The organism is Streptomyces ortus (assembly GCF_026341275.1).
Taxonomy (GTDB): Bacteria; Actinomycetota; Actinomycetes; order Streptomycetales; family Streptomycetaceae; genus Streptomyces; species Streptomyces ortus.
In genome coordinates this window covers 435,505-459,668 of the sequence record NZ_JAIFZO010000001.1, presented here as the reverse complement: position 1 = coordinate 459,668, position 24,164 = coordinate 435,505, and the positions used below count along the sequence as shown (strand labels likewise).

Here is a 24,164-nt window from a genome sequence, read left to right as displayed (position 1 = left end):
GGCGAGGGATCACCGACCGTCGGCGGACAGCAGGGTCCGTACGCCCTCGGCGGTCAGCAGCACGCTGTCCGGTGAGCCGGCGTCGATGGTCAGGGAGGGGTTCCTCTCGGGCCAGTACGCCGCGAGCGTGCCGAGCGGGACGAGGCGGTAGTGACGGACGCCCGGCAGGGAGTGGACCATACGGGCTTCCGAGGTGAAGACGAGCACGGTCCGCCCCGTCACGGGCAGGGTCAGCCGTATCGGGTCCCCGGCGTCGTCGTCGGAGCCGTACGACGGCATCAGTACGTCGGTTCCGGCGAGTGCCGCCCGGGCGCGACGGTCCCCCGCGTCGTGGGCCAGGACGCTCAGGGCCCGGAGGATCACGTCGGCGGTGTCGTCGTCGGTCGCGTCGATCATGGTCATGGTGCCGCGTTCCGTCCTCCCCGCGCGGCCTCCGGAGGCCTGATTGCCCGGAGATGGTCCGTCCGCGCGGAATGCACCTCTTCTACCCACTCATCCCGGCCCCATGCGACACACAAACAGATGCCCTGTACACTGAGTGACTGCGAAGGGGAGTAGTCCTGCGAACCGGTCGTCGACACACTGGAGCCCTCGGGTTCCCGGTGGCCGGGCCCGTGTGAAAACGGGTGGACGAGACCTTCGGCCAGGCATTTGTGTGCCCGCGATCCCGCGGCACACCCGACATGCCGGGCCGATCGGTTCTCCCGTCGCCCCGACCGAGGGCGCTTCGCGAAGATCCGGGGGCCCGGTCCCTACAGAAAGCCACCGGAATGCATCTCGACCCTCTGGCGATCCTCACCGCCTTCGGGCTGATCTTCCTCGCCGAGCTGCCGGACAAGACGATGTTCGCGTCGCTGGCCATGGGCACGCGCATGCGGCCCCTCTACGTGTGGTTCGGCACGTCCACCGCCTTCATCGTCCACGTGGCCATCGCGGTGGGCGCCGGAAGCCTCATCGGCCTGCTGCCCGACTGGACCGTCAAGTCGGTCTCGGCCGCACTCTTCGCGTTCGGCGCCTTCATGCTGCTGCGCGGTGGCGACGACGAGGACGAGGAGGATGCCGGCGGCCGTACCGTCACCGGCTTCTGGCCCGTCTACACGACCGCCTTCATGGCCGTCTTCATCAGCGAGTGGGGCGATCTGACACAGATCACGACCGCGAACCTCGCCGCCACGAACGGCATCGCGTCCGTGGCCGTCGGTTCGGCGGCGGCGCTCATGTCGGTCTCCGCGCTGGCGCTGCTGGCCGGGCGCTTCATCGCCAAGCGCGTCCCCCTCAAGACCGTGCAGCGCGTCGGCGGGATCTGCATGCTCGGTCTGGCCGTCTGGTCGGTGGTGGAGATCTTCGCGGGCTGACGGGGCACCGGCCGCCCCGCCCGTGACCGGTCAGGATCGGAGAAGCGGCCCGGCACCACCCGGTCGTAGCGTGGTGGCACCGACGGACGAACGACCGCCGGTGCCGTCACCACTCACGATCACGACTCGTGATTGCGAATGCGAATGCGATCACGAACTGCGATCACGAACTGCGATCACGACTGCGGAGGAGCCCGTCATGCCCGAAGGCCTCAAGACCCTCACCTACCCCGTCAAGGACCTCGCCCGCGCCAAGGCCCTCTTCGGCGCGCTCCTCGGAGTCGAGCCGTACGTGGACGAGGCGTACTACGTGGGTTTCCGGGCGCCGGGGCGGCCCGAGGTCGGGCTCGACCCGCACGGCCACGCCAAGGGGCTGACCGGGCCCGTCCCCTACTGGTACGTCGATGACATCACGGCGGGTCTGGCCGCTCTCGTCGGCGCCGGCGCCGAGGTGGTGCAGGACGTCCAGGACGTCGGCGGCGGCATGCTGATCGCCTCGGTGAAGGACGTCGACGGCAACGCCATCGGCCTGGTCCAGGAGGCATCCTGACCCTGGGCCGGTCAACCGTAGGCAACCGCACCAGTTGCATACGCAACAAGTGGTCTCTCCTCTGTTACCGTGCCGCCATGGCGGCAGAGACGGCCGCTTCCCGACTGGCGGACCGGTGGCGGGACATCCTGTCGGTGCACGCGCGCACCATGTGCGAGATCGACCGTGAACTCCATCCGCACGGACTGGGCGCCAGTGACTTCGAGGTGCTCGACATCCTCGTGTCGTCGAGCACCTAGGCTCCCCGCCCGCGGGCGGGGACGGGCCCGCTCCCCGCCGAGCAGTGCCGCGTGCAGACCATCGCCGACCGGATCCATCTGAGCCGGAGCGCCCTCTCCCGGCTGCTCGGCCGCCTGGAGAAGGAGGGCCTGGTGCAGCGGAGCGTCTGCCAGGAGGACCGGCGCGGTGTCCGCGTGGCCCTCACCCGCAAGGGCCACGACCTGCACACCCGGGTACGCCCCCTGCAGCGGACCGCCCTGGCGCGCATGATGGCCGACGCCTGACGATCCCTCCACCGGGCGCGCCGCATCCCGTACCGTCGCACCTGGCGCCGTACGCCAGGACGGCGACAGGTCTGTGTCGGGGGGATCACGGTGGTCGCAGACGAAGGATTACGGGTCGGGGTACGCAGCTACGAGACGCGGTCCCTGGACGAGTCACATGTCGTCATCGCGCAGCACTACTACGACCTTCGCCTGGACGTACGGGGCCGGTCCGAGGACTTCGTGACCCGGCTCGGTGTGGCCGACCTCGGCGCGCTGACCGTCGGCGACGTCAGTTTCGGTACCGAGGTGACGATCGGCTTCGCACAGCCGCGCGTCTACCACGTGACCGTGCCGCTCACCGGGCGCTTCCGCTGCCGGCAGGGGCACGGGGCGCCGTCCTGCACCGTTCCGGAGCGCGCGGTGTTCCTCCAGCCGGAACGCGGGATCGAGGTGGACGACTGGTCGGCGGACTGCCGTGCCCTCACCGTGAAGATCGACATGGCCGCCCTGCACGAACGGCTGGGGGCGCTGCTCGGCGGGCCCGTACGGCGTCCGCCGTCCTTCGAGACCTACATCGACGTCGGCCAGGGGGCCGGGCGGAGCTGGGCGGACCTCGCGCTGTGGTGTCTGCGGGAGAAGAACCCCTCGAACGGACTGCTGGGCCGGCCCCTGATCCGCTCGCGTATCGAACAGACCCTGCTGGAGGGTCTGCTGCTCGCGTGCGGCCACTCCTACCGCGGCGCACTGGAGGCGCCCGTGCCGGCTGCGCGGCCCGCGACGGTCAGGCGGGTGATGGAGGCGATCGAGGAACGGCCGGACGAGCACTACGACGCGGCGCGGCTGGCCTCCCTGTCCCAGATCGGGGTACGGGCCCTGCAGGAGGCCTTTCGCAAACATGTGGGCATGTCCCCCACCGCCTACGTCACCGAGGTCCGGCTGCGGCGGGCGCACGAGCAGCTGCTCGCGGCCGACCCCGCGACGATCACGGTCACGGAGGTGGCGTACAGGTGGGGCTTCGCGCATCTCGGGCGCTTCGCGCAGCGCTACCGGAGGCGGTTCGGGACGTCGCCCGGGCAGACACTGCGGTCCGGCTGACGGGCGTCACCTCGCATAGCGGACAAGCGCCGCGCTTTGCGGAGCGATTCCGGGGCGGTGACGTCCTACCGTTGATCACGGCGCCCGTGCGTCAGGGATGAGCGGTGTCGGCGCCGTTCATCCCGCACGGCCTGGGACCAGGGGCGCGGGAGCGGGAGCAGACCCGTGCCCCAGGGCCCGGCCGCTCCCCCTCCGACAGGTGGCCGGGCCCGATCCCCCGGCCGTGCCGCACCGCTCAGGCGCGGGGCGCGAGCAGGGTGCGTACGCCCTGTGAGTCGAGGGTCAGTCCGTGCGGCGTGCTGGCGTCGATGCTCAGCGAGAGGTCACTGGCGGGCCACTGCGCGGCGAGCGTCCCGAGGGGAACGAGGCGGTAGCGCGACACCGACGGCAGCAGCTCGGCCATCGTCACCTCCGAGGTGAACACCGGGACCAGCGGGTCGGAGCCCGGCTGTTCGAGGACGGGCAGGGCCACCACCGTGGGGTCGGCCACCGTCGCGTCCTCGGCGTCGTCGGGCACCGGGACCAGCACGTCACTACCGGCCAGCGTGTCCAGCGCCGCGTCGTCCCCGGCGTTCTCGGCCAGGACGCTCAGCGCGCGCTGGGCCTCCACCGTGGCGCTGTCGTTCGAGGAAATCTCCATGGCACATCCAGACGTAGTGGCGAAAACAGGCCGCCCGTGTCGTCTCCGACTCGGGCGCGGCTGGTCGCGTACCCGTCCTGCGGGGTGCCATGCCCGCTCCACACACCCGTCACCCAACGGTCACGGGATGAGCGCCCGGGGTCCTTGGGGAACAGGTGAAGGGATCGTGCGGCGCGCGGGTCGCGGGGTGAGAACGGACCAGTAGTGGTGACCGGCGCCCACGCGCCGCCGAAGGCGCGCGTCTAGCGTGGGCGCATGCCGATGCAACCCTGGTTCCCCGGCGCCAAGCTGGGCATCTTCATTCATTACGGCGTCTACGCCGTCGGTGGCGCCGCCGAGTCCTGGTCCTTCTACACGGGCGAGATGACGTACGAGCAGTACATGAAACAGCTCGACGGGTTCACCGCCTCGCGCTACGACCCCGACGCCTGGGCCGAGTTGTTCGCCCGCGTCGGCGCCCGGTACGCGGTCCTCACCACCCGGCACCACGACGGCGTCGCCCTCTGGGACACCGGCCACCGCAATCTCGACGTGGTCCGGGACACCCCGGCGGGCCGCGACCTGGTCACCGGGTTCGTGGCGGCGCTGCGCGCCCGGGATCTCAAGGTCGGCCTCTACTACTCGCACTCCGACTGGAACCACCCGGACTACGCGAGCGAGCGGCACCCGGGGCCGTACATCGTGCCGCTGAACGCGTACTCGCAGGCCGAGCCCGGCCAGGAGGACCCGGCGGCCTGGGCACGGTATCTCGCGTACCGCGACGGGCAGGTCCGTGAACTCGTCGAACGCTTCCGGCCCGACATCCTCTGGTTCGACGGCGAGTGGGAGCGCACCGAGGAGCAGTGGCGGATGGACGAGCTCGCCGAGCAGATCCTCGCGGGCAACCCGGACACCATCCTGAACGGCCGGATGCTCCGCCACGGCGACTACGCCACGCCGGAACAGGGCGCCCCGCTGCGGGCCCCGGACGGCCCGTGGGAACTGTGCCTCACGATCAACGACTCCTGGAGCCACCGGCCGCAGGACCGCGCCTTCAAGTCGGTGCGCCAGCTGGTGCGGTACTTCACCGAGACCATCGGCATGGGCGGCAACCTGCTGCTGGCGGCGGGGCCACGCGAGGACGGCACGATCCCCGAGGAACAGATCGCCCGCATGGAGGGTCTCGGCGCCTGGATCGGGCGGCACTCGGACGCTGTGTACGGCACGGTCGCCGGGCTGCCGCCCGGGCACCACTACGGCCCCAGCACCCTGTCCGCCGACCGTCGCACGCTCTATCTGGTCTGCTTCGACGCCCCGCGCGACTCCGTGGCGGTACGGGGGCTGCGGAACCGGGTCCGGCGGGTCACGGTCCTCGGCACGGGCGCGGAACTGGGCCACCACGTCACGGGCGGGCTCGACACCGTACCGGGGGTGACCTGGATCGACGCGCCCGAGGCGGCCGATCTGGACGAACAGGCGACGGTCCTGGCCGTGGAACTGGAGGGGGAACTGGACCTGTACACGGGGGCGGGCCGCCTCTGACGTCGTCGGCCGCGCGTACCGACTTCGCGCCGACTTGCCCTGTCCGGCCCGTCAGGAGTCCGGGTACGGCGAACCCCGCGCCCCTCGAAAGGGACGCGGGGCCGTGTCGGTGGGCGACTCCGCCGCGCGGGCGCGACCGGTCACGCGCCGAGCTGCGCGCTTACGCCAGCGTGGCGAGCGCCGCGTTCAGCGTCGCGGACGGGCGCATGACGGCCGCGGCCTTGGCGGGGTCGGGCTGGTAGTAGCCGCCGATCTCGGCCGGCGAACCCTGCACCGCGTTGAGCTCGGAGACGATCGTCTCCTCCTGCGAGGTGAGCGTCTCGGCGAGCGGAGCGATCACCTTGGCGAGCTCGGCGTCGTCGGTCTGCCCCGCCAGCTCCTGCGCCCAGTACAGGGCGAGGTAGAAGTGGCTGCCGCGGTTGTCGATGCCACCGAGGCGACGGCTCGGCGACTTGTCGTTCTCCAGGAACGTGGCCGTCGCGCGGTCGAGCGTGTCGGCGAGGACCTGGGCGCGCGCGTTGTCGGTGGTCTGCGCGAGGTGCTCGAAGCTGGAGGCCAGCGCGAGGAACTCGCCCAGGCTGTCCCAGCGCAGGTAGTTCTCCTTGACCAGCTGCTGCACGTGCTTGGGCGCGGAGCCGCCGGCACCCGTCTCGAAGAGGCCGCCGCCGTTCATCAGCGGGACGATCGAGAGCATCTTGGCGCTGGTGCCCAGCTCCAGGATCGGGAACAGGTCGGTCAGGTAGTCGCGCAGGACGTTGCCGGTGACCGAGACCGTGTTCTCGCCGCGGCGGATGCGCTCCACGGAGAGCTTGGTGGCCTCGACGGGCGACAGGACACGGATGTCCAGGCCCTCGGTGTCGTGCTCCGGCAGGTAGGCGTTGACCTTCTCGATGAGCTTCGCGTCGTGGGCGCGGGTCTCGTCCAGCCAGAACACGGTCGGGTCGCCGGTGGCGCGGGCGCGGGTGACGGCCAGCTTGACCCAGTCCCTGATCGGGGCATCCTTGGTCTGGCAGGCGCGGAAGATGTCGCCCGCGGAGACCGCCTGCTGCAGGAGGACGTTCCCGGCCTGGTCGACGACGCGGACCGTGCCGGTGGTCGCGATCTCGAAGGTCTTGTCGTGGCTGCCGTACTCCTCGGCCTTCTGTGCCATCAGACCGACGTTCGGGACGGTGCCCATCGTCGCGGGGTCGAAGGCGCCGTTGGCGCGGCAGTCGTCGAGGACGACCTGGTAGACCCCGGCGTAGCTGGAGTCCGGCAGGACCGCGAGGGTGTCGGCCTCTTGGCCGTCCGGGCCCCACATGTGGCCGGAGGTGCGGATCATGGCCGGCATGGAGGCGTCGACGATGACGTCGGAGGGGACGTGCAGGTTGCTGATGCCCTTGTCGGAGTCGACCATGGCCAGCTCGGGGCCCTCGGCGAGCTCGGCGTCGAAGGACGCCTTGATCTCCGCGCCCTCGGGCAGGGACTCGAGGCCCTTGTAGATGCCGCCGAGGCCGTCGTTCGGGGTCAGACCGGCGGTCGCGAGCGCCTCGCCGTACCGCGCGAACGTCTTCGGGAAGAAGGCGCGCACCACGTGGCCGAAGATGATCGGGTCGGAGACCTTCATCATGGTGGCCTTGAGGTGCACGGAGAACAGCACGCCCTCGGCCTTGGCCTTGGCGATCTGCGCGGTGAGGAACTCGCGCAGCGCGGCGACGTGCAGGACGGAGGCGTCGACGACTTCGCCCGCGAGGACGGGTACGGACTCACGCAGGACGGTGGTGGAGCCGTCGTCGCCGGTCAGCTCGATGCGCAGGGAGCCGGCCTCGGAGAGCACCACGGACTTCTCGGTGGACCGGAAGTCGTCGACGCCCATGGTCGCGACGTTGGTCTTCGAGTCGGCGGTCCAGGCGCCCATGCGGTGCGGGTGGGCCTTGGCGTAGTTCTTGACCGACGCGGGGGCGCGGCGGTCGGAGTTGCCCTCGCGCAGCACCGGGTTCACGGCGCTGCCCTTGACCTTGTCGTAGCGGGCGCGGATGTCGCGCTCCTCGTCGGTCTTCGGGTCGTCCGGGTAGGCCGGCAGCGCGTAGCCCTGCGACTGCAGCTCGGCGATCGCGGCCTTCAGCTGCGGGATCGAGGCCGAGATGTTCGGCAGCTTGATGATGTTGGCGCCGGGCGTCTTGGCCAGCTCACCCAGCTCGGCGAGGGCGTCGGGGATGCGCTGTCCCTCGTCCAGGAACTCGGGGAAGAGGGCGATGATCCGCCCGGCCAGCGAGATGTCACGGGTTTCCACAGTGACACCGGCCTGCGACGCGTACGCCTGGACCACCGGCAAGAACGAATACGTCGCGAGGGCCGGGGCCTCGTCAGTGTGCGTGTAGATGATGGTCGAGTCAGTCACCGGGTGCTCCGCTCCACGTCTGCAAAGTCTGCAACATTGCTCGACATCAAGATATCTCGTGACGGGACGGGACCGGACAGGAGGCTGCACAACGACGCCACGGTCCGGCCGGGAGGCGGCTTCGGCTCATCCTCAGATGGTGGAGTCGAACCACGTGGGCCCGACACCGTGCCGCGCGAGATCGGGATGCGATGCCGGTCACGCAGCGTCACCGCGACGGCGCTCGTGGTCCCGTACAGTCGGAACGTTGCGACGCCCCGGAAAGAAGACCCCCTTGAGCAACGACGCGCCGAGCGGCGTCCTGAGCAATGCCCTCGCCGTGCCGCAGGCGTTCACCGCCGAGGACACCACCCTGGAGTTCACCGAACTGCGGGGGCGTACGGGGTTCGCGAAGAGCACCTTGCACCGGGTGCTCCGCGACCTCGTGGCGGCCCGGCTCCTGGACCGTGTCCAGGAGCGTTCCCGCCTGTCGGGACTCGTCTTCGAACTGGGGATGCGCGCGTCCGTCGAGCGCGGACTGCTCGTTCCTACGGCACGCGGAGGCGGCGGCCGAGTGCTACGGCGTCGACGTCCGCACGATCCTCGTCGAGGTCGGCAGGCGTGGGCTGATCGGCGGCCAGGAGGACATGATCGTCGACGTGGCGCTGGGACTCGCGCAGGCGAGCTGACATCCCGCATGGAGCAGGGCCGGGAGGGCGAGGCCTCCCGGCCCTGCTCCATGTACCCGCGTACACCGCTTCGCTGCCGGTCCTGGTCGAGACGCACCGCACTCGGGCCGCCGTCGGTCCTCGGCCGTCCGTCGAGGAACCCGCGACCGAACCCTTGTCGGCACGCACCTGCGGGCGCTGTGGGACAACCGGCGCGCCTTCTACCGGCCGGGCGAGGAGGCGGCCCTGACCCGGTACGTCATCGACGCGCTGACCGTCCTCGACCGGGTCCAGGAAGGCCACGAGGCGGTGCGCGGCTACGCCATGGAACCCCGCCTGCCGAAGATCACCGCACGCACGCCCGCGGTCTGCGCCCCCGACGGCAGGCTCTCCCGGCCGTCCCGGCGATGGGAGGTGCGGCGATGGGAGGTGCGGGGTCGAAGCCCCCACGAGACGTTCCGGACCGCGTCTCAGGCCGTCGGACCTGTCTCGAACCACGTCGGCCCGTCCTGCGTGGACTGCTTGATCCTCAGCATGGCGTGCTCGTCCAGCGGCGGCAGGGCGTCCAGCGCGAACCAGCCGACCTCAAGTGACTCGTCGTCGTTGACACGGGCCTCACCGCCCACGGCCCGGCACCGCAGGGTGATGTCCATGAACTGGCAGATGTCGCCGTTGGGGTACGTGATCGGCTCCAGCGCCTGGACGAGAACGACCCGCTCGACGACGCACCGTACGCCCGTCTCCTCGTGGACCTCGCGGACGGCACAGGCCGCGGGCTGCTCCCCCGGCTCCGCCATCCCGCCGATGACCGCCCACCTGCCCGTGTCGACCCGGCGCCCGAGCAGGATCCTCCCCTCGTCGTCGAAGACGATGGCGGTGACTCCGGGCAGCCAGAGCAGTTGCCGGCCGGCGTCGGCCCGGATCGTACGGATGAAGTCAGGGGTAGCCATACGCCGACTTTAACGGGCCGTTCCGCGCGGCCCGCCGCGTCGTGCACGGGCCGTCGAGGTCACCGCCCAGCCGAGGCCGCCCGCCGCGATCAGGACCAGCACCATCTCGGGCGCGATGCCGAAGCGGGTGGCGGGGGTCTCGGAGGAGCGCAGCGGCACCTTCTGGACGAGGGAGTCCGCCACGAACATGCCCGTCCGCTGAGTGATCCGCCCGTCCGGCATGATCATGGCGCTGACACCGCTGGTCACCGGCACGGTGACGGTCCGGCTGTGCTCGACGGCCCGGATACGGGACATGGCGAGCTGCTGGTACGTCATCTCGCTGCGATCGAACGTGGCGTTGTTGCTCGGTACGGAGATGAGCTGGGCGCCGTGGGTGACGGTGTCGCGCACGGCCCAGTCGAAGGCGGCCTCGTAGCAGGTCGCGAGGCCGACCTGGGTGCCCGCCATGGTGAAGACGCCCGGCTTGTCGCCCCGGCTGAAGTCCTGGCGGACCATCGACGTCCAGTTCTCGTTGATGGCGCCGAGGAGTGAGCGCATCGGCAGGTACTCGCCGAACGGCTGGACCTGCCGCTTGTCGTAGGTGGCGCCGGGGCCCTTCACCGGGTCCCACAGGATCTGCTCGTTGTAGAGCTTGCCGTCCTTCTCCACGACGCCGCCGACCGAGATGGGCGCGCCGATCGCCCGGGCCGCCTTGTCGATCACGGCATAGGCGTCGGCGTTGCGGAACGGGTCGATGTCGGAGGAGTTCTCCGGCCACAGCACGAAGTCGGGCTGGGCAGCCTTGCCCGCCCTGACCTGTGCGGCGAGGCGCTCGGTCTCGCGGGCGTGGTGGTCGAGGACCGCGCGGCGCTGGGAGTTGAAGTCGAGTCCCGCGCGCGGGACGTTGCCCTGGATCACGGCGACGGTCGCGGTGCCGTCCTCAGCGCTGTCGCTGACGAGGGGCCGTGCGGCGCAGGCGCCCGCCACGGGGAGGACGAGTGCGAGCAGGGCCACCGCGGCGGCCCCCCGGCGTACGACACGGGTGCGGCGCGCTTCGAGGCCCAGGCGAACGGTCTCGTACAGGCCGAAGCCGCACAGGACGACCGCGAAACCGAGCACGGGGGTGCCCCCCACGGCGGCGAGCGGCAGGAAGACCCCGTCGGCCTGGCCGAAGGCGATCTTGCCCCAGGGGAAGCCGCCGAACGGCACGCGCGCGCGTGCCGCCTCACCGGCGATCCACAGGGCGGCGGCCCACAGCGGCCGGCCGGGCAGCTTGGAGACAGCCGCGATGCCGGCGCCGACGAGCGCGACGTACACCGCCTCGATGACGACGAGTGCCAGCCACGGCCCGGGGCCGACCTCGACGCCGGTCCAGACGAGCAGCGGCAGCAGGAAGCCGAGACCGAAGAGGTAGCCGAGGCCGAGGGCCGCCTTCCAGGTGCGGCCGTGCAGGCACCAGGCGAGGATCGCGAAGGCCGGCAGGGCCAGCCACCACAGGGTGCGCGGCGGGAAACTGACGTACAGCAGCACCCCGGAGAGTGCCGCGGCGGCGGCCGGAAGCAGCCGTCGGGCCAGGCGCACCATGCGCGAAACGGGCCGGTCCTGCGGTTCGAGCTGTTCCGGCTCGTCTACGGGGGTCGCTGTGGCGGTCACCCGGGGAGTCTACGGCGCGTGACCACGGCGCCGACAGCGCGGTCCCGGCTCCCGGCCGTGCGCGCGCCGGGCACCGAGCGGGTACTGACCGGGCGTTTACCCCTCACTTGCCGCATCGTTTCTGCGCAACTCGTCCACAAACCGGCGCATCACCCGTTACGGTGTGCCGGAGCCATCGACGCACAGGCCGTTTCCGGCCGGGCGGTCGAGGCCCGTCACAGGTCGGGGGGCGTCGGGGTGGGGTCCACGGGGATGACTTCGGCGACCGGTCCGGCGTCGGCACACGACAGACGCAGCGCGTCGGACGCGACGGGTGTCCTCGTCCTCGCGGCGTGCGCCGCCTGGTCCCTGATCACCGCCGCGGTCCATGGCGGCCGTCCCGAGGGGGTCCTGCTCGCGGTGCTCGCCGTGGCCGCCGGCTACGCGGTGGGGCGGATCTGCGGCGAACTGCTGCCGGTCGCCGTGCCCGGCGCGGGCGCGTTCGCCGGACTCGGCCTCGCCGTGGCTGCCCCGCACATGAATCCGGGCAGTCAGGTGACCTCGCCGCTCGGCCAGACGGGCGCGACGGCCGCGCTGCTCACCCTCTCCGCGGGGGCCGCGTGCTGTGCGGCCTGGGCGGCCCGTCCGCCGGGACTGCGGCTCGCCTTGCGGCTGCTCGCCGCCGGTATCGCGGTCACGGCGGCGGTGCTGGGGTCGACGTCGGGTCTCGTGGCCTGTCTGGGAGTGCTGCTCTGCTCGCTCGCCGCCGACCGTATGCGCCGTCGCGCCGTGGGGCTCGGCGGTCTCGCGCTCGCCGTGGCCCTGGTGACCGGCGCGACCTGGGCGACGGCCGAGAACGCGCTGCCGGACGGCCTGGCCTCGTCCCTGGAGGGGCAGCTCACCCCGCACCGGGTGCTGCTGTGGCACGACGCGCTCGACATGGCGGCCCGGGAACCGGGTCTCGGCGTCGGCCCCGGGCGCTTCGCGGAGCTGAGCCCGACCGCCACGCAGTCGCTGCCGCCCGACGGCAAACCGCACTCCGCACCGTTCCAGCAGGCCGCCGAGCAGGGGATCCTCGGCGTGGTCCTGCTCGCCGCGGTGTTCGGCTGGGTGCTGTACGCCCTGTGGAGGTCGCCACGCCCCACACCGCTGGTACTCACCGCGGGCGCCGCCCTGACGGCGCTGGCCGCGATCGCCTCGGTCGGCAACGCCCTGAGCTTCACGACGGTCACGGCGGGCGCGGGCCTGCTCGCGGGCCTGGCCACAGCGCGTCCCACGCCCCCCGCGCCGACCGTCCCGACCCCCACGGGGTAGCGGGCGGCCCCGGACGGGAGAGTGGTTCCGCAGGGGGCGGTCCTACAGGGGAGGACAGCGCTTACGGACCGGACACTGCTCACCGACCACCGACCACCGGACAGTGACAGCGCTTACGGCGTCAGCGGGTGCGGCCCGTGGCGGCGATCCTCAGCCGGTCGCGGATCACCCGCACGGCCGCCTCCGCGTTGTCCACGGTGATGGTGAACGTGTGTCCGTCGCCCAGCAGGAGCACCAGCCCCTCCCCCCGCCGGACGACCACGGCGGTGCCCTGGTCGGGCCGCCAGCGGTACCCCCAGCCGCCCCACTGCCGCGGAGTGACCCGGGGCGCGAAGTCGGCCCCCGTGATGTGCGACAGCGGGATCCGGCGGCGCGGCACACCCATGTGGCCGCAGCGCACTTCCAGGCACTCCTTGTCGACCTTCACGGCCACATGCACGAACGCCAGCGTCCCGAAGAGGACGAGCAGCCCCGCCGCGATGCAGCCGACCACGGACATGGCCAGGGCGGCGATGCCCGACGTCCATGTCGAGTCGACGGCCAGCTGGATGCCCAGCGCCAGGCAGGCGGCGCCGATGGTCGCGAGCAGCCACTGCATACGGTTGGACGCGCGGCCGTGCCAGACCTCGGTATGCGGGGCGTCGGCAGCGCCCTGTTCGCCGTGGGGGTGGTCCGTCATGCCAATGAGCGTACTCACGTTCCGCAGCGAGGGCACCTGATCGCGGACCGTGACCGTGGCGCGTGGAGGCGGGGCCTCCGCCGGACGAGCGCCGTCGCACACTCGGGCCGCCCCGGGGCCGGAGAGCGGGTCGGCGGGCGGATCAGCGGGCGGGGCTGACCGCCTGGAGCAGTCGCGCCTCGGCGTAGGTCAGCGCGGCGGCGGGCAGTACGCCCTCCCGGCCGCCGAGCAGCACCGTGAGCGTGCCCCGGCCGGGCGCCTGCGGGGCGGCGGTCGCCCCGGTCCGGCGCAGTGCCTGGGCGGCCACGGCGCCGGCCGAGCCGTGCAGGACGAGCGGGGCCGTGCCGGGCCGCTGGACGGCCGCGCGGATGCGGTCGGCGACCAGTTCGTAATGGGTGCAGCCCAGGACGACGGTCGTCACGTCGTCGGGGGTGCGCGCCGCCGCTGCGGCGATCGCTGCGTCGACGGCCGTCTGGTCGGCGTGCTCGACGGCGTCCGCGAGGCCGGGGCAGGGCACTTCGGTGACGCTCGCTCCGTCGGCGAACTCGCGGATGAGTCCCCGCTGGTAGGGGCTGCCGGTGGTGGCGGGCGTGGCCCAGATCGCGAAGGGTCCGCCGCCCGCCGCGGCCGGCTTGATCGCGGGGACCGTGCCGATGACGGGAATCCCCGGCTCCAGGCGGGCCCGCAGGGCGGGCAGGGCGTGCACGGACGCGGTGTTGCAGGCGACGATCAGGGCGTCGGGCCGGTGCGCGGCGGCGGCCTCCGCGACGGCGAGGGCGCGCGCGGTCACGTCCTCGGGCGTACGGGGTCCCCACGGCATGCTGCCGGGGTCCGAGGAGAGAACGAGCTCCGCGTCGGGGCGCAGTCGACGTACCGCGGCGGCCGCCGCGAGCAGTCCGATTCCGGAGTCCATGAGCGCGATCTTCACCCGGTCACCATAGTCGATACGCCTCAACGGGCCGCGTTGGTGGGGCAGACTGCGGCGGGTGAGCGCCCTTGTGTGGACCGCTGTCGGATCGCTGGCCGCCTGGCTGTGGCTGCTGCTCGGCCAGGGCTTCTTCTGGCGTACGGACCTGCGGTTGCCGCCGCGCGGGGAGCCGGAGAGCTGGCCGTCCGTGTGTGTCGTGGTGCCGGCCCGCGACGAGGCCGCCGTGCTGTCCGAGAGTCTGCCCTCGCTCCTCGCGCAGGAGTATCCGGGGCGGGCCGAGGTCTTCCTCGTCGACGACGGCAGTTCGGACGGGACCGGGGAGCTGGCCCGTGAGCTGGGGCGGCGCCACGGCGGGCTGCCGCTGACCGTCGGTTCGCCCGGGGAGCCGCCCGCGGGCTGGACCGGCAAGCTCTGGGCGGTGCGGCACGGCATCGGCCTGGCACGCGCGCGGGGGCCCGAGTTCCTGCTGCTCACGGACGCGGACATCGCCCACGCGCCGGACAGTCTGCGGGAGTTGGTGGCCTCGGCCGTCGCGGGGGACTTCGATCTCGTCTCCCAGATGGCCCGGCTGCGCGTGGAGAGCGTCTGGGAGCGGCTCGTGGTGCCCGCGTTCGTGTACTTCTTCGCGCAGCTGTATCCGTTCCGGTGGATCGCCCGGCAGGGCTCGCGGACCGCCGCGGCGGCGGGCGGCTGCGTCCTGCTGCGGGCCACGGCCGCCGAGCGGGCCCGGATCCCGGACTCCATCGGGCAGGCCGTCATCGACGACGTGGCGATGGCGAGGGCTGTGAAGGGCTCCGGAGGGCACATCTGGCTGGGGCTCGCCGAGCGGGTGGACAGCGTGCGCCCCTATCCGCGGCTGGACGACCTGTGGCGGATGGTCTCGCGCAGCGCGTACGCCCAGCTGCGGCACAACCCGCTGCTGCTCGCCGGCACCGTGGCAGGTCTCGCGGTGGTGTATCTGGTGCCGCCGGTGGCCCTTGTCGTGGGTCTCGTGGCGGGCGCCCACCTCGCGGCGGCGGCCGGCGGACTGGCGTGGCTGCTGATGACGGTGACGTATCTGCCGATGCTGCGGTACTACCGTCAACCTCTCGCGCTCGCCCCGCTGCTGCCGTTCACGGCCCTGATGTACCTCTTCATGACGGTGGATTCCGCGGTGCAGCACTACAGGGGGCGCGGCGCGGCCTGGAAGGGCCGCACCTACGCACGTCCCGACGCGGCGCCCGGCCCCTGAGCGGGCGCCGCGCGTCGGCTCACTTCCTGCCCGGGGTCCAGTTCATGCCCCAACCGTAGGCGTAGTCCACGGTGCGCTGGGGGCTCACGCCCCGGTCGGGGACGAGGAAGCGTGCCTCGCGCTGGACCACGAGGTCGCTGCCGGTGTTCGTGATGAGGGCGAGGGCGCAGACCGTTGAGGGCACGGTGCACTCCCCGAGGGAGAAGTCGACGGGGGCGCCGTGCAGCGGCTGAAGGGTCACCGAGGCGTCCAGGTCGGCGAAGGAACGCGCCCCTTCGTAGATGGTCACGAAGATGAGGATGCGGCGGAAGTCGCGGATGTGGTCGAGGTTGACGCTGATGTTCTCGCCGCTGGACGACGCTCCGGTCCGGTCGTCGCCGTCGAGGTGGATGAACGGGGGCTGGTGCAGCGCTCCGAACGCGTTGCCCAGGGCCTGGACGACGCCCTTGCTTCCGTCGGACAGTTCGTAGAGGGCGCACAGGTCGAGGTCGAGGTCCGCGTGCATGGCGATCGCCCGGCCCAGCTTGGCCTGCCAGCCCGAGAACTGCTTGCGCACCGTCCAGTTGAGGTTCACGCGCATCACGCCCGAGGTGCCGCCCTGCTTGGTCAGCGAGACGGACGGGGCGTCCTTGGTGAGCGTGACCTTGGTCAGGCGCACGGGGGCCGCGGGTCGGGCGGGAGGCGCCGGAGGGGCGGGCGGCGGCGTCATCGGCCGGGGGGCGGTGACCGGCGGGGCCACCGGAGCCGGCGGCGGGGCGGCGGTGACCGGCGGGGCGACGGCGGCGGGCGGCGCCGGCTGCTGCGGCTCGTCGACGGTGATCCCGAAGTCCGTTGCCAGTCCCATGAGTCCGCTGTCGTAGCCCTGTCCGACGGCACGGAACTTCCAGGCGCCCTGCCGGCGGTAGAACTCGCCGAGCACGAAGGCGGTCTCGACGCTCGCGCCCTCGCTGTCGAAACGGGCGACCTCCGTGCCCTGCTGTGCGTCGAGCACCCGGATGTAAAGGCCGGGGACCTGCCCGAACGTGCCGCCGTCCGAGGAGGCGGCGAGGACCACCGTCTCGATGCCGGGCTCCACGCGCGCGAGGTCGACGAACAGTGTGTCGTTCACCTGGCCGCCGGCGTTGCGCTTGCCCTCGTGGCGCACCGCGCCGGAGGAGTGTGCCGGCTGGTTGTAGAACACGAAGTCCTGGTCGGAGCGGACCTTCCCGGACGCCAGCAGCAACGCGGAGGCGTCCGCGTCGGGCACTCCGGGACCCGTCCGCCAGCCCAGCTCGACGCGCAGCCCCGTCGTCGGCACCGCGACGTTCGATCCTTTAGGCATTGACATGTCCGCCCCCATCGGGTGTCTCCGCGACGACCGCGACTCGGTACGTTCGCCCGTTCTGCGCCAACCTAATCCCCCGGGCCGCGAACGCCCATGACCGGGCCCGGAAGATCAGCGGCCGACTCGTGGGTAACCCCTCCGGAACACGGCCTTTACACGATCCGTGCACTCTCCGCTGCCCTTTTTCGCCAAGTTCGCTCGCATTGAGGGTCCCGCACCACTGCCGACACCGAAAACAACCCTCTTATCGGTCTCCCCAACCAGCACATCGTGGGCTTAACTTATGTCCCATGACCTCCCCCCGCTCCACCTATGGCGGCGGTTACTACTCCGCCTCCTTCCCGGACACCCCGATCTACGACTCCCTCGTGGCCGAGCGCGGCACCCCGCAGATCGCCCCGATCCGGGTTCCCGCGGCGTACGACACGGGCGGCAACCTGCCCGCGCTTCCGTCGGCACTGCCCGCTCTGCCCGCCGCACCCTCCCCGCAGGCTCCCCAGTACGGCTACCCCCAGGCCCAGCAACCGGCTCCGCTGCAGCAGGCCGCGGCCCCGTACATCCCGCAGCAGAGCGGCGCGCCGCGCGGCTACCCGGGCCCCCAGGCACAGCAGCCGCAGCGCCCCATGAACGGCGGCGGCACGGGCTACGAGGCGATGCGTCCGGCGTCACCGCGTCCCGCCCCCGCGGCCCCGCGCCCCGCTCCGGCCCCGTACCAGGACCCGTACAACCAGCAGCAGTACCGGGGCTACTGAGGGTGATGCGGCGGAGGTTGTCCGAGCCCTCCGGCAGGATGACCTCATGTCGAAGCCGGTACTGCACTCGATCCACGTCCACCCGCTGAAGGCGGGCGCGGGATACGACCCGCACGAGGTCGTCGCGGAGCCATGGGGTCCGGCGGGCGACCGGCGTGGGGTGCTGACCGACGGCAAGGACCGGATCATCACCCAACGCGCGCACCCGCGGATGGCGTTGGTCCGCGCCGGCTCCCTGGACGGCGGCGCGATCCTGGTGTCCGCGCCCGGCCATGAGCCGCTGACGGTGCCCGTGCCCGTGCCCCGACCGGGCGGCACCACGACGGTGGAGATCTGGAACGACAGGGTGGAGGGGGTCCTCGCCGGGGTCACGGCGGACGCCTGGTTCAGCGACTTCCCCGGCCTGCCGGTGCGCCTGGCGCATCTCGACGACCCGGCCACCCGCAGACCCGTCGACCCGCGGTTCGAGCGGCCGGGCGAGACGGTCGGCTTCGCGGACGGCTATCCCCTCTCGTCACCACCCTCGCCTCGCTCGACGCCCTGAACGCGCTGATCGCGCGGGGCGACCGGCCCGCGGAGGGACCGCTCCCCATGAACCGCTTCCGGCCGAACATCGTGGTCGGGGGCCACCGCCGCCTGGGCCGAGGACGGCTGGTCCCGGATCGCCGTCGACGAAGTCGTCCTGCGCGTCGCCAAGATGTGCGGGCGCTGTGTCGTGACCACCATCGACCGGACGACGGCCGCGCGCGGCAGGGAGCCGCTGCGCACCCTCGCACGTCACCGCCGTTTCGGCGTCAAGCTGGTCTTCGGGCAGAATCTCGTACCGGAGTCCCCCGGCTCGGTGCGCGTGGGCGACCCGGTGCGCATCCTCGAACAGGACTTCGGCCAGAACTCCGTCCGGGGAACACCCGCACCGGGCACAGCCGTTGAGTCCGTGTGAGAAGTTCATGAGAGGCCCGGCAGGAGAGGTGATCCCGCTCTCTTCTGCCCGGCCCCGCGTGTGAACGGCTCCGGTGGGGGTTACCACGGACGCGGAAAGGGGGTGCGGAACGGTGCGGGCGATCCCGGGACTCTGGCGCTGGCGGCACAACCCGCTTCGGCGTACGACGGATCTCTTCGAGGCGTGGCTGGCGCTGGGGACACTTCTGCTGATCCTCGTCGCCGCGCCCCTGGTCGGTGTACTGGTCGGCGGACTCGCCGGGGACGCCCTGCAGCGGTCCGTGCGGGAGCAGCGGGCGAACCACCACCCGGTGGTCGCGACCGTGCTCAGGAGATCGGACCGCACTCCGCTGGACCCCGACCCCGAGACGGCCTCCGGACGTGACTCGCACAGCCGGGTGCTGGCCCGCTGGACGGCACCGGACGGCACCGAGCGCCGGGGCACGGCCATGGCGGACCTCAAGGCCCCCGAGCGCGGCGACCACTTCACGGTGTGGACGGACGGACAGGGCCGAATAGTGGGCCGGCCGCTGGACACCGCGACCGCCGCGACGCACGCCGTCCTCGCCGGCTTCGGCACGGCCGCCGCCTGCGCGGGCCTCGTGGAGGGCACCCGGCGGGTGCTGCTCTGGCACATGGTGCGGCGCAGGTACGACCGCTGGGACCAGGCGTGGTCACGGGCCGGGCCGGACTGGGGCAGGACGGGCACGGGCAGCTGACGGCCTCCGTGCTCCGGTCAACCGCGCGGCCCCGCGCACGCTACGGTGGACCGGCCGAGGTGTTCGGCACCGTCATGAGAGGCTGTTTCCCGTTCCCCGCGGGCCGAGTTGACGGCCGGGCTCCGGGAACACGGTTTCTCAGGACCCGCGTACGACAAGGTGGGGGCACAGCAGCGCCATGGCACAGGGCACGGTCCAGGTGACGCACACCGGTACGTCGCGGTGGCGGCGCCGCACAGGTGAGTACGCATCGCTCGCCGCCGCCCTGGAGGCCGCGGCCGAAGGTGACGTGCTCACCATCGCTGCCGGGACCTACCGGGAGAACCTCGTCATAGAGCGGGCGGTGACGCTGCGCGGTCCCGAGGGATCGGCCGGTTCCGTGCGCATCGCGCCCGTCGACGGAGTGCCGCTGACCGTACGTGCCTCCGCGGTGGTCCAGGACCTGCTCGTGGAGGGCCAGGACTCGGCCGCGCCCGCGCTCCTCGTCGAGGAGGGCACCCCGGAGCTCCTGGACATCCGGATCGTCACGCGGTCCGCGGCCGGCGTCGAGGTGCGCGGCGGCGCGCGCCCGACGGTGCGGCGCTGCACGGTGGACAATCCGGCGGGCGTCGGCATCTCCGTGCTCGACGGCGGGGGCGGGGTCTTCGAGGAGTGCGAGGTCGTGGCCGCCGGCCAGTCCGGTGTCTCGGTGCGCGGCGGTGCCCATCCGCGGCTGGAGCGCTGCCGGGTGCACCACACGGCGGGCGCGGGCCTGTCGGTGACCGGCGAGCAGTCCGCCCTCGAAGCGGTGGGCTGCGAGGTCTACGAGGTCAGGGGCAGCGGCGTACAGATCTCCGCGCGGGCCACGGCGCACCTCACGGACTGCGATGTGCACCGCACGACGTCGGACGGGGTCACGCTCGACACGGACGCGGTGCTGACGCTCGCCGACTGCCGTATCCACGACATCCCGGAGAACGCGGTCGATCTGCGCTCCCGCTCGGTCCTCACCATGACGCGCTCCACGGTGCGCCAGTTCGGGCGCAACGGCCTGTCGGTCTGGGATCCCGGCACGCGCGTGGACGCCAACCAGTGCGAGATCCACGACAGCACGGGCGACTACCCCGCGGTGTGGGTCAGCGACGGCGCCACGGTCGTCCTCGAATCGTGCCGGGTGCACGACGTGCCGGACGCCCTGTTCGTACTCGACCGCGGCTCGCGCGCGGACGTCGTCGACAGTGACATCACCCAGGTCCGCAACACGGCCGTGTCGGTGAGCGACGGCGCCACCGCGCAGCTCGACGACTGCCGGATCCGGGACGCGGCGACGGGCGCCTGGTTCCGCGACCACGGCAGCGGCGGGACGCTCTCCGCCTGCACGATCGACGGCACGCAGACGGGCGTGATCGTCACCAAGGGCGCCGATCCCACCATCGAGCGGTGCACGGTCACCTCGCCCGCCGAGGCCGGTTTCTATGTGTCCGCCGGCGGCCGTGGCAGCTTCCACGGCTGCCGGGTGACGGGCAGCGGCGGTTACGGCTTCCATGTGATCGACGGTTGCCGCGCCACGCTGAAGAAGTGCCGTACGGAGCGGTGCGCGCGCGGTGGTTACGAGTTCGCCGACGCCGGGGGCGACCAGGCAGCCGGCACCGGGCCGCTGGTGGAGGACTGCACGAGCGACGAGAGCGCCCACGCGCGGACCCCGGCTCCGGAACCCGTCGTACAGACCGCGGGACAGTCCTCCGGTCTGCTGGGCACCATCCCGGGCCAGCGCGTCACCGAGCAGGAGCCGCTGGTGGCCGCCTCGGAGCCCGAGCGGCCCGCGCGCTCCTCGGAGGCCGTGCTCGGCGAACTGGACCTGCTGGTGGGCCTCGACAGCGTCAAGCGCGAGGTGCGGGCGCTCACCGACATGATCGAGGTGGGCCGCCGACGCCAGCAGGCGGGCCTCAAGGCGGCCTCGGCCCGGCGCCATCTCGTCTTCACCGGCTCCCCCGGCACCGGCAAGACGACGGTCGCGCGGCTGTACGGCGAGATCCTCGCCTCCCTCGGTGTCCTGGAGAAGGGACACCTCGTCGAGGTGTCCCGGGTCGACCTGGTCGGCGAGCACATCGGTTCCACGGCGATCCGTACGCAGGAGGCGTTCGACAAGGCGCGCGGCGGCGTCCTGTTCATCGACGAGGCGTACGCGCTCTCGCCCGAGGACTCGGGGCGCGACTTCGGCCGCGAGGCGATCGACACGCTGGTGAAGCTCATGGAGGACCACCGGGAGGCGGTGGTCGTCATCGTGGCGGGCTACACGGCCGAGATGGAGCGCTTCCTGTCGGTCAACCCCGGTGTGGCGTCCCGTTTCTCACGGACCATCACCTTCAACGACTACGGCTCCGAGGAGCTGCTGCGGATCGTGGAGCAGCAGGCGGACGAGCACGAGTACCGGTTGGCGCCGGGCGCGGCGGAGGCCCTGGTCGAGTACTTCACGGCGATCCCGAAGGGCCCGGCGTTCGGCAACGGGCGTACCGCGCGGCAGACCTTCGAGGCGATGGTGGAGCGGCACGCGGGACGGGTCGCCCAGCTCGCCGAGACGAGCACGGACGACCTCACCCTGCTGTACGCGGAGGACCTGCCGGAACTCCCCTGAGCGGCGCCTAGTCGGGGTCCGTGCCCGGTCGTGGGGCCGGGACGTCCGGCCTCAGGCGTGCCAGGAGTTTCTCGCGCTCCTCGGCGAAGACGGGGTCCGCCTGGTAGTCCGAGTGGCCGAGGATCGGCGCGGGCAGCGGGTGCTTCTCCGACCGGCAGTACGCGAGCGGGTCCTCCAGGGCCTCACGGTCGACCTGGGGGCCGCAGTCGCCTGGCAGCCGCATGGGGCCGCCGATGGGGTCGGTGGCCCGGTACAGGTTGCGCCAGCAGTCGACGTCCCGGTGCAGGCCGCTGAGCGCCGCGGGTCCGAAGTGTGCCGGGAACCAGCGCCCGTAGAGCCGCTCCAGCGGTGAACCGTAGGTCAGCAGCGCGACCCGCTTGCGTACCGCCGGTTCGAGCTGCCAGGCCGCGGCGGCCGCGAGGACACTGCCCTGGGAGTGGCCGGAGAGGACGAGACGGCCGCCGGTGGCCCGGATCCAGCCGGCGATGCGCCAGGTCAGGTCGGGTACGGCGCGCTCGGCGTAGCAAGGGGGCGCGAACGGGTGCGCCGCGCGCGGCCAGAACGTACCGACGTCCCACAGGATGCCTATGGTGCGGCGGGCCGTCGGGTCCTTGTAGGCGCGGCGGCCCCAGGTGACGAACAGTATGAAGCCGACACCGATCAGCCAGGAGCCGAGGGCCTGCGCGGTCTCGGCCGCTCCCCGTACGACGGGGTAGGCGTCGTGGGCCGCCTCGCCCGGGGCGTCCTTGGTGGCGAGGGCGCCCGCGACGGCGAGGCCGCCCAGGACCAGCGTCACCACGGAGGTGATGCCGATGATCCTGGGGGCCCGGTCGGTGAGCGAGGCCATGGCACGGATGCTCGCGATGCGGCGGGTGGTGGCCTCGTCCTTGGGCTCGTCCTCGTACGCCAGATCCACCGCCGCCGTCTCGGTGCGGCGCAGCACCACCGTGCGCCGGGCCAGCCAGCCGACGAGGACGAACAGGACGAGCAGCAGGGGCGGGATGACGGACGCCTGCCAGGTCAGCAGGACGGGGGGTCCCGCGATCGTGTGGCCGGTGCCGTCCAGCCAGTCGGCGACGCGCTGGGAGACCCCGCCGGACATCACCCCGCCCAGCGCGCAGGCCAGCATCGCGACGGCGGGCCCCGCCAGACCCCGCATCGCGGTACGGGGATCCGGCTGGGCGCGGTAGAGGACGTGGGCGACCACCCCGAGGACGATCACGAGCAGGCACTCGACGAGCGCGAGGGTGCCGAAGGCGGTGCCGCCGCCGACCAGCCGGTGGTCCGACCGCCACTCGGGGCGCGACCAGCCCGCGTAGCCGAAGGTGAGCACGAGCAGGGCGAGGGAGCCGAGGGGCAGCCGCCGCACCAGGGCCGCGTCGAGCTGCCGGTCGAGCCGGCGCTCGCTGCGCCCCCGGCTGCAGACGACCCACAGCACGAGGACCGCTCCCAGCGCGAACGCCCCGTTCAGGAGCCACCCGAGCACGTCCAGGACGACCGGCCCGCCGGCCTCGCGGTCGTGGCGGGCCGCGGCGGCGCCGACCGCCGCGGCGATCGTCAGCAGTCCCGCGGCGGTGTGGGCGACCCGGAGCCGGGCGACCAGCCGGCGTCCGTACCAGAAGCCGGGACGGCCGAGCCCTGCCCTGCTGCCCTCCTCCGGCTCGTCCTCGCGCGGCCTCGGCCGCTGGGACTCGTACGCGCTCCAGGTGCGGTGCGCGAGGTACCAGAGGAGCCCCGTGAGTGCGGTGGGCACCAGTGCGGCGAGGGCGAGGCGGCGGCCCGGCTGGCTCCACCAGCCGTCGTCGGAGACCGCCGGGGAAAGGAAGCCGAGCCAGGAGTGCTCCCTGGCGCAGTCGGGTGTTCCCGCGCACTGCCAGGCGGCCAGGTCGAGGGCGACCTCGCAGGCCGCGGCGACCAGGAGCACCGTGAGGGTCAGCCCGGCCAGGCGCACCAGCAGTCCGTAGAGGCGGACCGCCGGCTTGCGGTTGTCGCTCACCGTGGGCCGCATCCAGTGGGCGAGGTTGACCACCATGAACGGCAGGAGCAGCAGCCACAGCGCCCTGGAGCCGTTGCCCGAGGTGAGGTTGCACCAGACGTACGCCTCGGGAATCGGTTTGCCCTGGTGCTCCGCGGGCCGCCGCGCCGCGTTCGTCTCGGCGTCGACGTCGTCGGCGCGGCGGAAGACCGCGGCCGTGTCGTCGCCGGTGATCCGGACCGTGCGCGGATCGTTCAGCATTTCCTGCGGCGTCGTGCCGCCGACGCCGTGGACCAGGAGTTCGAGCGCGGTGTCGGCCGCCTGGCGCGGACCTGAACCGTTCGCCTCGTTCGTCGGGACGTGCCCCTGTAGACGCTCCACTGTTGTGTGTCCCCCGTGATGCCCGTACGACATGTGTCATGTCCAGGAAACCAGGATCGCCTCTGCTGACG

General features: G+C 72.3%; 18 protein-coding genes and 4 pseudogenes. 13 read left to right on the top strand and 9 right to left on the bottom strand.

Annotation, left to right across the window (positions count from 1 at the left end; translation table 11 throughout):
• Window positions 1-9: 9 nt before the first annotated feature.
• Window positions 10-402, bottom strand: coding sequence for an SseB family protein (locus K3769_RS01820; RefSeq protein ID WP_267024627.1), 393 nt, complete (start codon window positions 400-402; stop codon window positions 10-12).
• Window positions 403-770: 368 nt separating this feature from the next.
• Between K3769_RS01820 and K3769_RS01815 the strand changes: the two genes are divergently transcribed.
• From K3769_RS01815 to K3769_RS01800, 4 genes and pseudogenes are all read left to right on the top strand, one after another.
• Complete coding sequence (locus K3769_RS01815) at window positions 771-1,355, top strand: TMEM165/GDT1 family protein (protein ID WP_267024626.1); 585 nt, start codon at window positions 771-773, stop codon at window positions 1,353-1,355.
• Between the two features lie 199 nt (window positions 1,356-1,554).
• Complete coding sequence (locus tag K3769_RS01810) at window positions 1,555-1,905, top strand: VOC family protein (protein WP_267024625.1); 351 nt, start codon at window positions 1,555-1,557, stop codon at window positions 1,903-1,905.
• Between the two features lie 77 nt (window positions 1,906-1,982).
• Window positions 1,983-2,408, top strand: a pseudogene (locus tag K3769_RS01805) (MarR family transcriptional regulator).
• Window positions 2,409-2,498: 90 nt separating this feature from the next.
• Window positions 2,499-3,485, top strand: a complete 987-nt coding sequence (locus tag K3769_RS01800; protein ID WP_267024624.1) for an AraC family transcriptional regulator — start codon at window positions 2,499-2,501, stop codon at window positions 3,483-3,485.
• Between the two features lie 235 nt (window positions 3,486-3,720).
• On the opposite strand, the gene K3769_RS01795 is transcribed toward K3769_RS01800, so the two are convergent.
• The gene (locus K3769_RS01795; RefSeq protein WP_267024623.1) at window positions 3,721-4,125 is read right to left on the bottom strand and encodes an SseB family protein; all 405 of its coding nucleotides are present in this window, start codon (window positions 4,123-4,125) and stop codon (window positions 3,721-3,723) included.
• Window positions 4,126-4,380: 255 nt separating this feature from the next.
• On the opposite strand from K3769_RS01795, the gene K3769_RS01790 reads away from it, so the two are divergent.
• Complete coding sequence (locus K3769_RS01790) at window positions 4,381-5,646, top strand: alpha-L-fucosidase (protein ID WP_267024622.1); 1,266 nt, start codon at window positions 4,381-4,383, stop codon at window positions 5,644-5,646.
• A gap of 160 nt (window positions 5,647-5,806) precedes the next feature.
• Here K3769_RS01790 and K3769_RS01785 read toward each other — a convergent pair whose 3' ends face one another.
• Window positions 5,807-8,026 carry an NADP-dependent isocitrate dehydrogenase gene (locus K3769_RS01785; RefSeq protein WP_267024621.1) on the bottom strand — a complete coding sequence of 740 codons (2,220 nt, stop codon included), beginning with the start codon at window positions 8,024-8,026 and terminating at the stop codon, window positions 5,807-5,809.
• Here K3769_RS01785 and K3769_RS40835 point away from each other — a divergent pair.
• Both K3769_RS40835 and K3769_RS01775 read left to right on the top strand, forming a co-directional pair.
• Window positions 8,007-8,414: pseudogene (locus tag K3769_RS40835) on the top strand (hypothetical protein); the annotation flags it as partial. The gene K3769_RS01785 and the pseudogene K3769_RS40835 sit on opposite strands and share 20 nt — an antisense overlap.
• Before the next feature lie 133 nt (window positions 8,415-8,547).
• A pseudogene (locus K3769_RS01775) lies at window positions 8,548-8,694 on the top strand (4-hydroxy-2-oxovalerate aldolase); the annotation flags it as partial.
• 449 nt (window positions 8,695-9,143) lie between these two features.
• Here the strand turns inward: K3769_RS01775 and K3769_RS01770 are convergent.
• Entirely contained in the window at window positions 9,144-9,623 is a 480-nt protein-coding gene (locus K3769_RS01770; protein ID WP_267024620.1) for an NUDIX hydrolase, read from the bottom strand.
• Between the two features lie 9 nt (window positions 9,624-9,632).
• The gene (gene lnt, locus K3769_RS01765; RefSeq protein WP_267024619.1) at window positions 9,633-11,258 is read right to left on the bottom strand and encodes an apolipoprotein N-acyltransferase; all 1,626 of its coding nucleotides are present in this window, start codon (window positions 11,256-11,258) and stop codon (window positions 9,633-9,635) included.
• Window positions 11,259-11,510: 252 nt separating this feature from the next.
• Here lnt and K3769_RS01760 point away from each other — a divergent pair, with 252 nt between their 5' ends.
• On the top strand, window positions 11,511-12,551 hold the full coding sequence (locus K3769_RS01760; RefSeq protein WP_267024618.1) for an O-antigen ligase family protein: 1,041 nt from the start codon (window positions 11,511-11,513) through the stop codon (window positions 12,549-12,551).
• A 121-nt stretch (window positions 12,552-12,672) separates the two neighbouring features.
• On the opposite strand, the gene K3769_RS01755 is transcribed toward K3769_RS01760, so the two are convergent.
• On the bottom strand, window positions 12,673-13,230 hold the full coding sequence (locus tag K3769_RS01755) for a hypothetical protein (protein WP_267024617.1): 558 nt from the start codon (window positions 13,228-13,230) through the stop codon (window positions 12,673-12,675).
• A gap of 142 nt (window positions 13,231-13,372) precedes the next feature.
• Window positions 13,373-14,158, bottom strand: coding sequence for a glutamate racemase (locus tag K3769_RS01750; RefSeq protein WP_267024616.1), 786 nt, complete (start codon window positions 14,156-14,158; stop codon window positions 13,373-13,375).
• Between the two features lie 58 nt (window positions 14,159-14,216).
• Between K3769_RS01750 and K3769_RS01745 the strand changes: the two genes are divergently transcribed.
• The gene (locus tag K3769_RS01745; protein WP_267024615.1) at window positions 14,217-15,389 is read left to right on the top strand and encodes a glycosyltransferase; all 1,173 of its coding nucleotides are present in this window, start codon (window positions 14,217-14,219) and stop codon (window positions 15,387-15,389) included.
• Between the two features lie 19 nt (window positions 15,390-15,408).
• Here the strand turns inward: K3769_RS01745 and K3769_RS01740 are convergent, their stop codons facing one another.
• Window positions 15,409-16,710 carry a TerD family protein gene (locus K3769_RS01740; protein ID WP_267024614.1) on the bottom strand — a complete coding sequence of 434 codons (1,302 nt, stop codon included), beginning with the start codon at window positions 16,708-16,710 and terminating at the stop codon, window positions 15,409-15,411.
• 293 nt (window positions 16,711-17,003) lie between these two features.
• Here K3769_RS01740 and K3769_RS01735 point away from each other — a divergent pair, with 293 nt between their 5' ends.
• The 4 genes and pseudogenes from K3769_RS01735 (at window position 17,004) to K3769_RS01720 (ending at window position 21,737) form a co-directional block, all read left to right on the top strand.
• Window positions 17,004-17,465, top strand: coding sequence for a DUF6643 family protein (locus K3769_RS01735; RefSeq protein WP_267024613.1), 462 nt, complete (start codon window positions 17,004-17,006; stop codon window positions 17,463-17,465).
• Window positions 17,466-17,511: 46 nt separating this feature from the next.
• Window positions 17,512-18,405, top strand: a pseudogene (locus K3769_RS01730) (MOSC domain-containing protein).
• Window positions 18,406-18,517: 112 nt separating this feature from the next.
• Window positions 18,518-19,123, top strand: a complete 606-nt coding sequence (locus K3769_RS01725) for an Rv1733c family protein (protein WP_267024612.1) — start codon at window positions 18,518-18,520, stop codon at window positions 19,121-19,123.
• A 178-nt stretch (window positions 19,124-19,301) separates the two neighbouring features.
• A complete protein-coding gene (locus tag K3769_RS01720) occupies window positions 19,302-21,737 on the top strand; it encodes a right-handed parallel beta-helix repeat-containing protein (protein ID WP_267024611.1) in 2,436 nt (811 codons plus the stop codon).
• 7 nt (window positions 21,738-21,744) lie between these two features.
• On the opposite strand, the gene K3769_RS01715 is transcribed toward K3769_RS01720, so the two are convergent.
• On the bottom strand, window positions 21,745-24,126 hold the full coding sequence (locus K3769_RS01715; protein WP_372514845.1) for a hypothetical protein: 2,382 nt from the start codon (window positions 24,124-24,126) through the stop codon (window positions 21,745-21,747).
• Window positions 24,127-24,164 lie beyond the last annotated feature (38 nt).